The following is a 15,656-nucleotide window of genomic DNA, read 5'->3' as shown; positions in this document are numbered from 1 at the left end:
AGCCCGCTTGGCGCATTCTCTCCGCATGGCCTATGGGAAGGAGATGACAGAGGAATCCGGATCGCATGACGGCCGCAACCTGACCGCAAAGATCGTCGACGATCTCGGCCTGGCCATCGTCACCGAGCATTTCCGGTCGGGATCGCCCTTCCCGACCGAAGCGGAATTGTGCGAACGCTATGACGCCAGCCGTCCGGTCCTGCGCGAGGCGGTGAAGATGCTGGCCGCCAAGGGGCTGCTGGTCGGGCGCAAGCGGGCAGGCACTCTGGTCCAGCCGGAGGACAATTGGAACCTGCTCGACCCCGATGTGCTGCGCTGGATGTTGCAGCGTGACTTCTCGATCGACCTGTTGATCGATTTCACCGAAATCCGCCTCGCCATCGAACCGCGCGCCGCGACACTGGCGGCGCATTCGGCGTCGGGGCCTCAGCGCGCCGCGATCGTCGCCGCGACCGAACGCATGGCCGCCGCCGACCGGGGAGAGGAGGATGCGCTGGAAGCCGATATCGCCTTCCACATCGCGGTGCTCCGGGCGAGCAACAACCGGTTCCTTCGCCAGTTCACTGACCTTACGGAGACGACGCTGCGCTTCTCGATCCGGCGGACCAACGAATATAAGGGCGTCCCCCGTGCCAGCGCACGCGACCACAAACGCGTCGCCGATGCGATCGTCGAGGGCAATGCCACGCTTGCGGGCACGCGGATGTACGAACTGATCTACGGCGCGCTGGAGTTGCTGCTGGTGGCGGGAAAGCACCCGCTGCGCCCCTAACCGCAGGGCGCGCCAGGGGGTGCCGGGGCGCGCGCCGGGGCGGCGGGACGCGGTTCACCGGGGTGATAGGCGCGGCCCGCGACCGGCCCCAGCGGGATGGGGCGCAACGCACCGGCGGCATAGCGCACGGCCTGGTCGTCGAAATGGGCCGAGGCGGGGTCGCCGCTCTGCCCGCCCGCCGATACCGACCAGGCGCGCGGCCCCTGCGGCGTGAATTCGACCATCGCGACGAAGCTGTTGCCGCTGGTCCCATAGAAACAGCGCTGCCCCGCCTGCCGCTCGACGCCGAACGACGCGAGCGACCCGAAATTGCCGCTGGTGAAGGGCACGGGGACGCTGGGCGCACGGTCGTCGAATCGCGATGCGATCGCCCCGTCCAGCCGCTGGAACCGGTTGACCCGCCCCCAGGCGATCGGACCGCCGAAATCGGCATTCAGCCGCTGCCACCCATCGGCCAGCGCGGCGATCCGGTCGGCATCGCTGGTGGTATCGGCCAGCCATGCAAAGAGCCGACGACCCGCCGCCTGCGCCTTCGGCCCCTCTCGCCGCCACAGCGCCTCGCCCCAATAGACCGCGACCGTCGTCGCCACCGACTCCAGCCCCCAGCGGCGGTCCCATGCGGTCAGCAGCGCCATCGCCTGTCGCAACTCTTCGCGGCGTGGATCGCCCGGCGGCAAGGCGGCGAAACCACGCGCCAGCAACGGGATCTGCTGATCGAACAGCGGCAGGAAGGGATCGAACGCCGCATCGCGCAACATCGCGGGCGTGAACCGCCGATCCCCGGACAGCAGGGCCGTGGCGTGCACCCCACGCGGGTTCTCACCGAACTGGTCCATATAGCGCGGATAGTCGGCCGCCCGTGGACTATCGGCACCGGAGGCGGTCCACGGCGCGTCGTTGACGTTCATCACCCAACCGCTGTGGGGCCGCACGACCTGTGGCAGGTCGGCGAGGCGGTGAAGCCCACGCCATGCCGTCGCCGGATCGCTGCCATCGACGGGACGGGTATAGTCGAACCGGTCGTCGCGGATCGGCACGAATTGCGGGTGGAGATAGGCGATCGTCCCGTCATCGGCGGCGAGGATGGTGTTGTTGGACGAATTGGCCTTGCGGTCGGCGACCCGCAAATAATCGGCCAAAGTCGTCGCCTTGGTCCGCAGCCAGCTCTGCTCCAGCGCCGGGCGCGGCGCGTTCAGCATCGCCACCGCGACCCAGCGCCCGCCTTCGCTGCGAATGATCGGCCCGTGCCGTGTCGCCAGCGTCGTGAAGACCCGTTCGCGCAAGCCACCATCGGCCGCGCGTACCAGCAACCGCACCGTGTTTCGGGCGAAGGGCCGCCACACGGTGCCGTCGCGCCAGCGGGCCGCGTCGCCCCGTCCGCGCACCTCGACCGAGAATTCGTCGATATTGTCCACGCCGCTCGACGTGTGCATCCAGCCGAGCCGCCGGTTGAACCCCTGATAGACGAAGAACTGGCCCCAGGTCGCCGCGCCATAGACCGACAGTCCCTCGTCACTGCTGACCTGCTGCTCGGAGCGGAAGAAGAAGGATGTGTGCGGGTTGATCCACAACAGGGCATGGCCGCTGGCGCTGCGCGACGGGCCGATGGCGATGCCGTTCGACCCCTTGGGCTCGACCAGCCGCCCGGCATCGGCAAGCATGGCGGGCGAGGACCGAAGCGCGTCGGGCGTGCCGTAAAAGGCGGCGAGCGCGGTCGGATCGACCCCGCGTTCGATATCGCCGCCGATGCTGCCTTCGGAAAAGGCCAGCGCCATCCATGGCTCGAACCGGGTGATCCGCGCCGGGCGTACCGCAGGGTGATCGGCAAGATACTGGTTCAGCCCCGCCGCCCATGCGTCCATCAGCCGCCGCAGCCAGGCCGGGCTGCGACGATATTCGGCGGGCAGGCGCGTAGGATCGACGAACAGGCGCTGACGCAGGTCCAGCCACAGGGCCGATTCCCCCTCCACCTCCGCCAGCCGACCCAGCGCGGTCAGATAATTGCGTTCGATCCGGGGAAAATCATCCTCCGCCTGGGCATAGATCATGCCGAATACCGCATCGGCATCGCTGCGGCCATGGACATGGGCGATCCCCACCTCGTCCCGGACGATGCTGACTCGTGCGGCATAGGGCGACGGCGCCGCCACACAAGGTAGCGCGCACGCCAGCGCCGCGCCGGTCAGGAGCAGCCCATGGAGGGCATGGATGCGGTGCTTCATTCGGTTCCCCTTTGCATCGCCATAAAATCATATATATTGGAACGGTGCAAGAATATGCAGGGAGAGTTCATGTCCATTCGCCTGTCCCCCGTCACCATCCCCGATTTCGGCCCGATCGACGAACCGCCCCCCCTGCCAGCCGAGCGTTACGCCGCGCGGTGCGATGCGGCGCTGGCGGCGGCGGGTACGGACTGGCTGATGGTCTATGCCGATCGCGAGCATATGGCCAACGTCATGTTCCTGTCGGGATTCGAGCCGCGGTTCGAGGAGGCGCTGTTGCTGCTGGGTCCGGGGGCTAAGCGGATCCTGATCACCGGCAACGAGTGCGTACCCTATGCCGCCCGCGCCGCGCTGCCCGGGCTGGAGGTGCGCCTGTCGCAGACGATGAGCCTGCTGGGCCAGGATCGCACCACCGCGCCGCGCCTGACCGACGTGTTGCGCGACGCGGGGGTGCGGCGGGGGGCGTCGGTCGGGATCGTCGGGTGGAAATATCTGGGCGAGGAGGAATGGGACCGCGACGCCGACGGACCGCTGCCGCCTTTCCTGCCCGCCGCCTATCTCGGCGCGATCGCCGCCGTGGCGGGGACGGACGGCGTATGCGACCGGACCGAGGTGCTGCTCCATCCGGAACGGGGGCAGCGGTCGATCATCGACGCCGATCAGATCGCGGTGTTCGAGGCTGCGGCGGCGCGCGGGTCGGCGATGGTCTGGTCGATCCTGTCGGGCCTGCGCCCCGGCGACAGCGAACGGGAGGGCGCGGCCCGGATGGGTTATGGCGGCGATCCGTTCAACGTCCATGCCATGCTCGCTTCGGGCGGAGCTTCCGACGGATCGGTGATCGGGCTGGCCAGTCCGGGCGCGCGCGTGCTGCGCAAGGGGGACGGCGTATCGACGGCCATCGGGCTATGGGGCGGCCTCAGCGCGCGTGCCGGGTTGCTCGACGATGCGAACGACGCCTTCGTCGCCACCGCCTCCGCCTATTTCGCGGGGCTGCTGGCCTGGTATCGCCATGCCCGTATCGGTTGCACCGGAGCGGCCCTGCACGATGCCGTGGTGGAAACACTCGCCGCCGGCGGGTTGCGGTCGTTGCTGAATCCGGGCCATCTGACCGGGCATGAGGAATGGTCGCACACGCCCGTGCGCCCCGGTTCGACCGATCGCCTTCGGTCCGGCATGCATGTCCAGGTCGACGTGATCCCGACGCCGATGCCCGATGGCTGGGCATTGAACTGCGAAGACAGCATCGTACTGGCCGATGCGGCGCTGCGCGCCGATCTGGCGGAGCGCCATCCGACAGTGGCCGCGCGGATCGCGGCACGGCGGCGCTTCATGATCGACGTCATCGGGGCGGAAGTCGATGAAGCGGTGCTGCCCCTGTCGACGACACCGCTCTGCCTTCCCCCCTTATGGTTGCGCAGCGACGAATTGCTCATCCGCGCATAGCGTCCGGGGGGGGGGCGTTAACGCTCACCTCCCAGGTGCGATCGGCTCCGTTATCGGATGGATTTGCGGCAGGGCTTGTGTCCTGTCGCCAATCGGCTCACCATGCGGGACACGAGGGCACGGTCGGAACGGCTGGCCGACAATCGCATGGGAGGATGGTCGATGAGGGTGATCCATGCCGCGTTGGCGGTAATGATGATAGCGGTACCGCAGGCTTATGCGCAGACGGCACCGGCCGCGAATGCCCCCGCCCCCATCGTCGAGGATTTCAAACCCTCCTCGCTCAACCAGCCGGGGCAAGCCTATCCCCAGGTCAATTCGCAGGGCTATGCCCGTTTCCGCATCGTCGCCCCCGATGCGAAGGCGGTGAAGGTCAGCCTGGGGCTCGGGGGGCGCGGCGGAACGGTGCTGACCAAAGGCCCCGACGGCGCATGGGTCGGCACGTCCGAAGGGCCGCTGGACGAAGGCTTCCATTATTATCACCTGACCGTCGATGGCGGGACGTTCAACGATCCGGGGACGCTCAACTTCTATGGCTCGACCCGGTGGGAGAGCGGGATCGAGATCCCGGCGCATGACGCCGATTTCTACGCGCTGAAGGACGTGCCCCATGGCCGCGTCGAACAGATATTGTTCCCCTCCCCCAGCACGGGGACGCAGCGGCGCGCCTTCGTCTACACCCCGCCGGGCTATGACCGGAATGCGCGGGAGCGATATCCGGTCCTCTATCTCCAGCATGGCTGGGGCGAGGACGAAACCGCCTGGTCGAACCAGGGCCATGCCAATCTGATCATGGACAATCTGATCGCCGCCGGAAAGACGCGGCCGTTCCTCATCGTCATGACCTATGGCATGACCAACGACATTCGGCCCGGCCAGCCCGGCGGACTGGCGGCGTTCGATATCCGGCCGTTCCAGACGGTGCTGCTGAACGAGCTGATCCCCTATGTCGACGGGCATTTCCGCACCCTGTCGGACCAGCGCCACCGCGCCATGGCGGGCCTGTCGATGGGCGGGTTCGAGACCAAGCTGATCGCGCCAAAGAATCTCGACCGTTTCGCCTATATCGGGTTGCTCAGCGGGGGCACCGTCTCGCTGGACGACGTCAAGGCGACGCCGGGCTATCGCGACAAGGTCAAGCTGACCTTCGTCAGCTTCGGCAGCCGCGAGCTGGAGGGGGGCCGCTCGGGCCCGCCCGGTGGTCCGCGCAGCGATCCGCGCGCCAATGCCGAGGCGTTGAAGCAGGCGGGGCTGAACAGCGTGTTCTTCGTCTCGCCCGATACGGGGCATGAGTTCCAGACCTGGCGGCGCAGCCTTCAGGCGATGGCGCCCTTATTGTTCCGCGACTGAACCATGGCAGGGCGGGCGCGGCGGCTCGACCGCGCCCGCCCCGATCAGAGGATGCCCGGCGTTCGCAGGGCGATGGCATGGACGCTGTCGGTCGCGCAGAGATAGAGCGTCCGACCGTCCCGCCCGCCAAAGGCGATGTTGGCGCAGGGCTTGGGCGTCGGGATGGTGCCCAGCCGTTCGCCATCCGGGGACCAGACCCCCGCCCCCTCCGCCACACCGGCATAGACGCGCCCCGCCCGGTCCACCGCCAGCCCGTCGGGAATACCGCGTTCCAACCGTGCGAAGACCCGGCGGCGGGCCAGTTTCCGCCCGTCCACTACGTCAAAGGCCAGGATCTCGCGCGGGCCATCGGGCTTCAGCGCCCCGCCGGTCTCGCTGACATACAAAGTGCGGCCATCGGGGGAAAAGACGATGCCGTTGGGCTGGTCCATATCCCCCTCGACCATTGTCAGCGCGCCCGAGGGATCGATGCGATAGACGAAACGGCCCGGCTGCTCGGGCGCGGCGCGTATCCCCTCATCGGGCACGGTGATGCCGTAGATCGGATCGGTGAACCAGACCGCGCCGTCGGCGGCGACCGTCAGGTCGTTGGGCGAATTGAGCCGCTTGCCCTGATAGCGATCGGCGAGGACGGTGATCCGTCCGTTCGCCTCCTGCCGCACCACCCGCCGCGTCCGCTGCTCGCAGGTCAGCAGCCGCCCGCGCGCGTCGAAACAATTGCCATTGGCGTTGTTCGAGGGCGAACGGAAGACCCCGACACCCTTGGCATCGACGCGCATCATGACGTTGCGCTTCACGTCGCTGAACACCAGCGCGTTCCTGCGGCGGTCCCAGGCCGGTCCCTCGATCCACCGCCCACCGCTGTAGAGGGTCCGCAACGTCGCGGCGGGGTCGACGATATCGGCCATGGCAGGCTCGGCCATGGCCGGTCTAGCAAAGGCCAGCAGCGACAGGCCGGTTCCCGCCACCATTGCCCGGCGGCTGAGGATTGGACCATCAAAGCCAGGGTCGGAGATCATCGGCATCGCATATCCCGGCAAAGAGGGAAAAGGACCGCGCGGGGCGCACCGGCCGGTCGGGATGATCCGGAAAATTCGCCGTAAAAACAAGCCGGAGCGCACGCGAAGCCGATCTGCCCTTCAAACCGCGCAATGTCCGACTTATCGCCTCCCATGGAATTGCCCTTTTCCCTCTGTACACAAGCAAACCAAGGCTTGCCGTCGCCATGATCCGCTCTACAATTGTTCGACTATAAGTGAACGATAAGGGAGCGGAGCATGACGGACACCGGCGCGGGGATCAGCCGCAGGCAGGCACTGGCCGGGGCGGCCTGGACGGGAACCGCCATGCTCGCCAGCGGCCCGGCGCAGGGCGCGGCCCGGCCCGCATCGGGGCCCCTTGCCCCGCGTCCGCCGATGGGCTGGAACAGCTGGAACAGCTTCGCCACCACCATCACCGAGGCGCAGGCGCGTGAAACGGCGGCGATCATGCGGGAAAAGCTGCTGCCCTTCGGCTACGACATCTTCACCGTCGACATCCAATGGTATGAGCCCGATGCGTCGAGTTACACCTACAACGCCGCGCCGGTCCCCGCGATGGACGGACATGGCCGATTGATCCCCGCGCCCAACCGCTTTCCCTCCAGCGCCGACGGATCGGGCTTCACCAGGCTGGCCGCCGATGTGCATGCGATGGGGATGAAGTTCGGCATCCATCTGATGCGGGGCATTCCCCGGCTGGCGGTAAGCAAGAACCTGCCGATCCTCGGCACCCGCTACCGCGCCGCCGACATCGCCGATACCGGCAGCATCTGCACCTGGAACCCCGACATGTACGGGGTCGACATGACGAAGCCGGGGGCGCAGGCCTATTATGACAGCGTCTTCGCGCTCTATGCCTCCTGGGGTGTCGATTTCGTCAAGATGGACGATATGAGCCGCCCCTATGACGCGCACGCGCCGGAGATCGAGGCGGCGCACAAGGCGATCGGCGCGACCGGCCGCCCCATCGTCCTCAGCCTGTCGCCCGGCGAAACCCCCGTCATCCGCGGCCCCCATGTCCGCCGCTTCGCGCAGATGTGGCGCATTTCGGACGATTTCTGGGACGAGTGGGCGATGCTGGAGGCGCAATTCACCCGGCTGGAGAATTGGACGCCCCATCGCGGGCCGGGCGGCTGGCCCGATGCCGACATGCTCCCGCTCGGGCGGCTGGCGCTCGGCAAGCGCGATACCAAGTTCACCCCCGACGAGCAGCGGACGCTGATGACGCTCTGGTCGATCGCGCGGTCGCCGCTGATCATGGGCGGCGATCTGCGCTATCTCGACGCGCCGACGCTGGCGCTGCTGACCAATCGCGCGGTGCTGGCGGTCAACCAGGCCTCGACCGACAATATGCCGCATTTCGTAGAGGACGGCACCCGCATCTGGTCCGCCAAGCCCGAAGGCGCGGCCGGCGACCGTTACCTGGCGCTGTTCAACACCACCGACAAGCCGAAGGAGGTGGCGATCTCGCTGCGGCAACTGGGCCTGACCGGTGGGGTGACGGCGACCGATCTGTGGGAGGGCAAGAGCCTGGGCCGCATCACGGACCGGATGGCGCGGACGCTGCCCGCGCATGGCGCGGGGCTGTACCGGTTGCGGGCGGGCTGACGACATTCAGACCCCTCTCCCCTGGACAGGGAGAGGGGCGAGGAGAGGTTGCACACGCATGGCCTATGGATCACCGCACCGCCGGGACCACTCCCTTGGGTGCCGCCGCCAGCCGCCGGATCAGGTCGGTTTCCGCCTGGCGATAGGGCGTGCCGTCGGCGCGAAACACCTCGTGGAACCAGATGGTCGGTTCCTCCAGCACATAGGGCTTTTTCCAGCTATCCCAGGGCAGCCGCGTCTGCGTCTTTCCGTCGACGAAGCCCCAGTTCATCATCGCCACATTGTATCGCTTGGCGATGGGCAGCGATCCGTCGAAGGTCGATCCGTTGCCGCGCGCCATATATTCGGTGCACAGGATCGGGCGCTTATAGGGCAGCAATTGCTTCACCCGCCGCTCGAACGTCTCGGGCCAGCTATAGTCGTGGAAGGTGATGACATCGGACTGCGACAATTGCAGCCTGTCCATCGCCGAGGTCCGCCCGCCCCCGCTTCCATCGGGCGTCCAGTCATCGCCCTGCCACACGCCCGACGTCAGCGGCTGTGAAGGCTCGGCCGCGCGCGCCCAGTCGAACACCTGCGCCAGCAGCGCGCGGACCAGCGGTTCCTTGCCTTCCTGCCCCTTATACTGGTCCGCGCCATTGTCGGGCTCGTTCCACAGGTCCCAGCCCAGGATGCGCGGATCGTCCTTGAACGCGCCGATCACGCCCTGGACATAAGCGCGGTATTTCGGCCAGTTCGCCCGGTCGCGAAGCCCCGCCATGCCCGGTCCCTGCACCCAGCCCGAATTGTGGACGCCGGGGATCGGCGGATGCTGCGGCCCCAGCACCGGGTTCGGATCCCAGCAACTGTCGAACAGCACGAAGAGCGGGCGGATGCCGTGCTTTTGCGCGATGGTCAGGAATGCGTCGATGCGTCGTTTGAACCCTTCCGGGTCCTGCACCCAGAGTTGATCGTGCAGGAACACGCGCATGGTGTTCATCCCGATCCCCTGCGCCAGCCCCAGTTCGTGATCGATCCGCTTGGGGTCCCAGCTTTCGGCCTGCCACATCTCCAACTGGTTGATCGCGCTGGCGGGGGTATAGTTCGCGCCGACCAGCCAGGGCTGGCGGTCATACCAGGCCTTGGCCTGCGCCTCGGTCCAGCGACCCCGCGCCTCGGCGGGCGCGGTCGCCAGCATCGCGACGATCGCCGCCCCCACAAACAGACGCATCCTCATCCCATCTCTCCCGCTTGGACGCCCGTGGTCCATGCCCGGGCTGTTGGTACGAATGTCCTTGATAAAGTCCGACTTATCAAGTGATGTCGGGATCGGAACGAGGAACGGCCCGGCACAGGGCACCCGTTGGAACGAGAGGATGCGGATGAAAGTGATCCCCTGTATCGCCGCCGGACTGGCGCTGGCCATGACCGGATCGGTCGCCGCGAGGAACCCGCAATTCGAGGGCGCCGATCCCCATGCGATGATGATCGGCGACGAGTTGTGGATCTTCCCCACCGGCGGTCCGGGGGGAAGCTGGGCGGCGGATCGGTTCGGGGCCTTTTCCAGCCGTGACCTGAAGAACTGGCGACCGCGCGGCGAGTTGATCCGGCGCGACCAGATCGGATGGATCAAGGATGACGGCGCGCCCGAACATTTTCTCTGGGCGCCCGGCGTCGCGACGCGGAACGGGAAATATTATCTCTATTACTCGGTCGGCCCGCAGAACCCGACGCCCAGCCGGATCGGCGTCGCCGTCGCCGACAAGCCGCAGGGGCCCTATCGCGACAGCGGTCGTCCGCTGATCACCGGCGGCCAGGGCTTCGAAGCGATCGATCCGATGGTCTTTCCGGATCGCAAATCGGGGAAAATCTATATCTATGCGGGCGGCAGCGCGGGCGCGAAACTGCGCGTCTGGGAGCTGAAACCCGACATGGTCACCATCGCCCGCGAGGTGACGGTGACCAATCCGCCCGCGTTCACCGAGGGGGCGTTCATGCATGAGCGCAACGGCACCTATTACCTGTCCTACAGCCATGGCCGGTTCAACGGGCCGGACTATTCGGTCCATTACGCCACCGCCCCCTCCCCCATCGGACCCTGGCGCTATCGTGGCGCGATCCTGACCAGCGACGACCGGCATCAGGGGCCGGGGCATCACAGCTTCGTCAAGACGCCGGACGGACGCTGGCTGATCGTCTATCACCGCTGGGACCGCGCGCCGGGGCCGGGGCCCTTCCAAGGCGAGCGCGTCGTGGCGATCGACCGGATCGACTATGCCCCGGACGGCAGCATCCGGCCGGTACGGATGACCGATGCGGAGGCGCCCACCTGGAAAGCGGCACGACACCGCTGACGCGCGGCTTAAACTTTCATTAACCATTTGAATCAATTCCGAAATCGGAATTCCAGCATCGCAAACCGGTCCGCCATGGTTCCGGCCTTCGCATAGGGGGAGGTCGCGAGCCCATGTGCGCAGATACGTGCGTGGCCTTCCCCGCCCGTCCCCGAACCGGGGACGGACACGTTATGGGAGGAACAGGGCATGCAGACCGAGATCATCGCCAAGGCGAGCCGCGCTACGACGACGACCAGCGCCGACGTCATCGAACTCGACACCCCCAGCATCGTCCGGCTGAACCTGGACCGCGCCCAGGTCGCGGCGATGGAGCGGCAGGGCGATGACCTGATCCTCCGACTGGTGGACGGCAGCACGCTGCGCATCGATAACTTCTATCGGGCGCAACAGGGCGCGGTCAGCGATCTCGTGCTGCGCGACGAACAGGGCGGGCAGTGGCTGGCCCATCCCACAGCGACGGGGGCGGGCCGGTTCACGGCGCTGAACGATCTGGACGAGTTGCTGGGCGCAGGCGCGGCCGCGGAAGGGGCGAGTTCCTCCTTCATTCTGCCCGCCGTGCTGGGCGTGGCGGGGGTCGGCGGTCTGGTCGCGGCGGTATCCGGCGGGGGTGGCAATGACGGCGACCGGACGCCCCAGCCCCCCGCCGATACCGTCGCCCCCGGTCGCCCCACCGCCGTCTTCGGCACCGCCGGAAGCAGCGTCAGCGGAACCGGCGAGCCCGGCGCGACCGTCCGCGTGACCGATGGCGCGGGCGTGGTGATCGGCACCGGCACGGTCGGCGCGGACGGCAATTTCACCATCCCCGTCAATCCGCCCCAGACCAACGGCCAGCCCGTCACCGTGACCCAGTCCGATGCGGCGGGCAACACCTCGCCCGGCCTGAGCGTCAGCGCCCCGGACACAACGCCTCCGATCGCACCGACCGCGACCCTGACGGGACAGGGCACGACGATCACCGGCACCGGTGAGGTCGGTGCGACCGTCACCGTGCGCGACGCCGCCGGACAAGTGCTGGGCACCGCCGTCGTCGGGGCGCAGGGCGGCTATACGCTGACGCTGACCACGCCGCAGACCAATGGCGGCACCCTGACCGTGACTCAGAGCGATGCGGCGGGCAATATCTCCCCCACCACCACCCTGACCGTCGCCGACACGAGCGCACCCACCGCGCCGGTCGTGACGCTGGGCGAGGGCGGCGCCACCGTCTCCGGCACCGGCGAGCCCGGCGCGACGGTGCGGATCACCGGACCCGACGGACAGGTGCTGGGCACCGCCACGGTCGGGACGGACGGCAGCTTCACCGCCCCGCTCGCCACCGCCCAGACCAATGGGCAGACGCTGACCGTCACCCAGTCGGATGCGGCGGGCAACACCTCCCCCGCCGCGAGCGTGACCGCCACCGACACCACGCCGCCGCCCGCCCCGACTGCCACGATCGACGGACAGGGCACGACCATCACCGGCACCGGCGAGGCGGGCGCGACCGTCACCGTGCGCGACGGCGCGGGCCAGCCGCTGGGTCAGGCGACGGTCGATGCGCAGGGCAATTACAGCATCCCGCTGACCAATCCCCAGGCCAATGGCGGCACCTTGACGGTGGTGCAGAGCGATCCGACCGGCAACGCCTCCCCTGCCACCACCATCGCCGCGCCGGACATCACGCCGCCCACCGCGCCGACCGCCAGCGTCAGCGCGGACGGCGCGACCCTGACCGGAACTGGCGAGCCGGGCGCGACGGTCAACGTCACCGATGCAAGCGGCCAGCCGATCGGCACCGCCACCGTGGGCGCGGATGGCGGCTTCACCATCGCCCTGTCCACCGGTGCGGCCAATGGTCAGACCCTGTCGGTCGTGCAGACCGACCCTGCGGGCAATCTCTCGCCCGTCGCGAGCATCGCCACGCCCGACCTCGTCGCGCCGTCCGCGCCCACCGCGATCGTCAGCGGCGACGGCACCAGCATCAGCGGAACGGGCGAACCCGGCGCGACGCTGGAGGTGCGCGACCCCGCCGGAACGGTGATCGCCACCGTCCTGGTCTCCGCCGCCGGAACCTATGACGTCGCGCTCACCACGCCGCAGGCCAATGGCGAGACGCTGACCGTGACGCAGACCGATGCCGCCGGAAACGCCTCCGCCGCCGCGACCGTCGTCGCGCCCGATATCACCCCGCCCGCGCCGCCGAGCACGATTCTGTCGGCGGACGGTACCTCGGTCTATGGCAATGGCGAACCGGGCGCGACGGTGCGCGTGATCGATACGAGCGGCAATGTGCTGGGCACCGCCGTGGTCGGCGCGGATACCAGCTTCACCCTGCCCCTGACCCCGCCGCAGACCAGCGGCCAGACCCTTTCCGCCGTGCAGGCCGATCCGGCGGGCAATGTCTCGCTGCCCAGCCAGGTCGGCGCGCCCGACCTGACCGCGCCCGATGCCCCCATCGCCACCATCTCGCCCGATGGCACGAGCGTCACCGGCACCGGCGAGCCCTTCGCCACCGTGACGGTCCGCGAGGCGGACGGCACGATCCTGGGCCAGGCGGTGGTGGGCGCGGATGGCGGTTTCACCGCGACGCTCTCGCCCGCTCAGGCCAATGGCGAGACGCTGTCGGTCGATCAGAGCGACCGGGGCGGCAACCTGTCGCCCGCCGCGACGCTGACCGCGCCCGATATCACCGCGCCGACCGGCCTGACCGCCGCCGTCAGCGGTGACGGCGTCTTCGTCACCGGCACGGGCGAAGCGGGGGCCGGCGTCACCATCCGCGACGCAGGCGGCAATGTCATCGGTACCGCGACGGTCGCCGCCAACGGCGTCTACACCGCGATCCTGACCACGCCGCAGACCAATGGCGAAACGCTTCAGGCGACACAGGCCGATGCGGCGGGCAATGTCTCCGCCCCCGCCACCGTCATCGCGCCCGACATCACCGCGCCGCTTGCGCCGACCGGATCGGTCATCGACAATGGCGCGACCCTGTCGGGGACGGGCGAGGCGGGCGCGACCGTCACGGTCCGCGCCGCCGACGGCACCGTCATCGGCAGCGGACAGGTTGGTGCGGACGGTAATTTCGCCGTCGTGCTGACCCCGGCCCAGGCCAATGGCCAGCCGCTGCAACTCGTGCAGAGCGACGCGGCGGGCAATGCCTCGCCCGCCGTCACCGTCACCGCGCCGGACACGACCGCACCCATCGGCCTCACCGCGGCGATCAGCGCGGATGGCGGCATCGTGACCGGTCTGGGTGAGGCGGGAGCGACCGTCACGGTCCGCGATCCGGCAGGTGCCACGGTCGGCACCGCGCTGGTCGGTTCGGATGGCAGCTATGCCGTCGCGCTTACCCCGGCGCAGCGCAATGGCGAGACCCTTCAGGTGACTCAGGCCGATGCCACCGGCAACGCCTCCGCCCCCGTGTCTCCCGTCGCACCCGACCTGACCGCCCCCGCCGCGCCGCTGGGCACACTGGCGACGGACGGCGCATCCGTGACCGGCACCGGAGAGGCGGGCGCGACCGTCACCGTGCGCGCCGCCGACGGCACCGTGCTGGGCAGCGTCGTCGCGGCGGCGGACGGCAGCTTTACCGTGCCGCTGTCCACGCCGCAGGTGAACGGTCAGGCCCTGTCGGTGGTGCAGGCGGATGCGGCGGGCAATGTCTCGCCGCCGCTTGCGCTCACCGCGCTCGACACGACCGTGCCGGTCGGACTGACCGCGACGCTGGACGGCGGCGGCACGATCGTCAGCGGCCAGGCGGAGGCGGGCGCGACCGTCACCGTGCGTGACCCCGGCGGACAGGTGATCGGCACCGGTATCGCCTCGGCGACGGGTGCCTATGCGCTGGCGCTGAACACACCGCAATTGAACGGCCAGACGCTTCAGGTGACCCAGGCCGATGCGACCGGCAATGCGTCCCCGCCCGTAACGGTCACCGCGCCGGACGTCACCGCACCCGACGCGCCGCTCGTCACGCTCGACGCGACGGGCGCCAATGCGATCGGCACCGGTGAAGCGGGCACGACCGTCACCATCCGCGATGCGGGCGGAAACGTCATCGGCACCGGTGTCGTCGCGGGAGACGGCAGCTTCGGCGTGCCCCTGACGACCGCCCAGGCCAATGGCGGCACGGTGTCCGCGACGCTGACCGATGCGGGCGCGAACGTCTCGGGCGCGACCATCGTCGCCGCGCCCGACATCACGCCGCCCGCCGCACCCGCCGCGACGCTCGATGCGACCGGCACCATCGTCACCGGCACCGGAGAGGTCGGCGCGACCGTCACCGTGCGCGATGCGGGTGGCGGCGTGCTGGGTAGCGCCGTGGTCGGCGCGCAGGGCGGTTACGCCGTCACCCTGTCAGCCGCGCAGCTCGACAGCCAGGTGCTGAGCGTCACCCAGGCCGATGCGATCGGCAACCCCTCCCCCGCCACCATCGTCACCGCTCTGGACCAGACGCCCCCGGCGGCCCCCGTCGCGACCGTCTCCGCCGATGGCGCGACCGTGTCGGGGACCGGTGAGATCGGCGCGACCGTGACGATCACCGATCCGGTCGGGCTGGTGCTGGCCACGGTGCCGGTGGGCGCGGATGGTGGCTTCAGCGTGACGCTGGGCACGGCCCTAACCAACGGACAGGTGCTGACACTGACCCAGGCCGATGCGGCGGGCAATGTCTCCGCGCCCGGCACGGCGAATGCGCCCGACCTGATCCCCAACGACACCCCCCTCGCCCCGACCGCGACGGTCGCGCTCGACGGGGCGAGCGTTACCGGCACGGGTCAGCCGACGACCACCCTCACCGTCCGCGACGCGACCGGCACGGTGATCGGCACGACCATCGTCGCCGGGGACGGCAGCTACACCGCCCTCCTCACCACGCCGCAACGGAACGGAGAGACGGTCCGCGTGA

General features: G+C 68.9%; 9 protein-coding genes. 6 read left to right on the top strand and 3 right to left on the bottom strand.

Annotated elements, in window-relative coordinates; genetic code table 11:
- The first annotated feature begins 43 nt into the window (after positions 1 to 43).
- Positions 44 to 772 carry a FadR/GntR family transcriptional regulator gene (locus tag OXQ33_RS04435; RefSeq protein ID WP_267433485.1) on the top strand — a complete coding sequence of 243 codons (729 nt, stop codon included), beginning with the start codon at positions 44 to 46 and terminating at the stop codon, positions 770 to 772.
- Here the strand turns inward: OXQ33_RS04435 and OXQ33_RS04430 are convergent.
- Positions 769 to 2,994 carry a penicillin acylase family protein gene (locus OXQ33_RS04430; RefSeq protein WP_267433484.1) on the bottom strand — a complete coding sequence of 742 codons (2,226 nt, stop codon included), beginning with the start codon at positions 2,992 to 2,994 and terminating at the stop codon, positions 769 to 771. The genes OXQ33_RS04435 and OXQ33_RS04430 overlap by 4 nt on opposite strands.
- A gap of 69 nt (positions 2,995 to 3,063) precedes the next feature.
- Between OXQ33_RS04430 and OXQ33_RS04425 the strand changes: the two genes are divergently transcribed.
- A complete protein-coding gene (locus tag OXQ33_RS04425) occupies positions 3,064 to 4,437 on the top strand; it encodes a hypothetical protein (protein ID WP_267433483.1) in 1,374 nt (457 codons plus the stop codon).
- Positions 4,438 to 4,539: 102 nt separating this feature from the next.
- Entirely contained in the window at positions 4,540 to 5,787 is a 1,248-nt protein-coding gene (locus OXQ33_RS04420) for an alpha/beta hydrolase-fold protein (protein ID WP_267433482.1), read from the top strand.
- A gap of 44 nt (positions 5,788 to 5,831) precedes the next feature.
- On the opposite strand, the gene OXQ33_RS04415 is transcribed toward OXQ33_RS04420, so the two are convergent.
- Positions 5,832 to 6,806, bottom strand: a complete 975-nt coding sequence (locus tag OXQ33_RS04415) for an SMP-30/gluconolactonase/LRE family protein (RefSeq protein WP_267433481.1) — start codon at positions 6,804 to 6,806, stop codon at positions 5,832 to 5,834.
- Positions 6,807 to 7,133: 327 nt separating this feature from the next.
- Here OXQ33_RS04415 and OXQ33_RS04410 point away from each other — a divergent pair, with 327 nt between their 5' ends.
- The gene (locus OXQ33_RS04410; RefSeq protein ID WP_267433586.1) at positions 7,134 to 8,435 is read left to right on the top strand and encodes a glycoside hydrolase family 27 protein; all 1,302 of its coding nucleotides are present in this window, start codon (positions 7,134 to 7,136) and stop codon (positions 8,433 to 8,435) included.
- A gap of 70 nt (positions 8,436 to 8,505) precedes the next feature.
- Here the strand turns inward: OXQ33_RS04410 and OXQ33_RS04405 are convergent, their stop codons facing one another.
- Entirely contained in the window at positions 8,506 to 9,645 is a 1,140-nt protein-coding gene (locus OXQ33_RS04405; RefSeq protein ID WP_267433480.1) for a cellulase family glycosylhydrolase, read from the bottom strand.
- 151 nt (positions 9,646 to 9,796) lie between these two features.
- Here OXQ33_RS04405 and OXQ33_RS04400 point away from each other — a divergent pair, with 151 nt between their 5' ends.
- Positions 9,797 to 10,768: a family 43 glycosylhydrolase gene (locus tag OXQ33_RS04400; RefSeq protein WP_267433479.1), complete on the top strand. Its 972-nt coding sequence runs from the start codon at positions 9,797 to 9,799 to the stop codon at positions 10,766 to 10,768.
- Between the two features lie 189 nt (positions 10,769 to 10,957).
- On the top strand, positions 10,958 to 15,656 hold a 4,699-nt coding region (locus OXQ33_RS04395; RefSeq protein WP_267433478.1), incomplete at its 3' end, for an Ig-like domain-containing protein.

Origin of the sequence: Sphingomonas sp. GM_Shp_1, assembly GCF_026540895.1 — a bacterium.
Lineage (GTDB): Bacteria > Pseudomonadota > Alphaproteobacteria > Sphingomonadales > Sphingomonadaceae > Sphingomonas.
The sequence above is the reverse complement of the archived record's forward strand: the minus strand, read 5'-3'. Positions and strand labels throughout refer to the sequence as shown.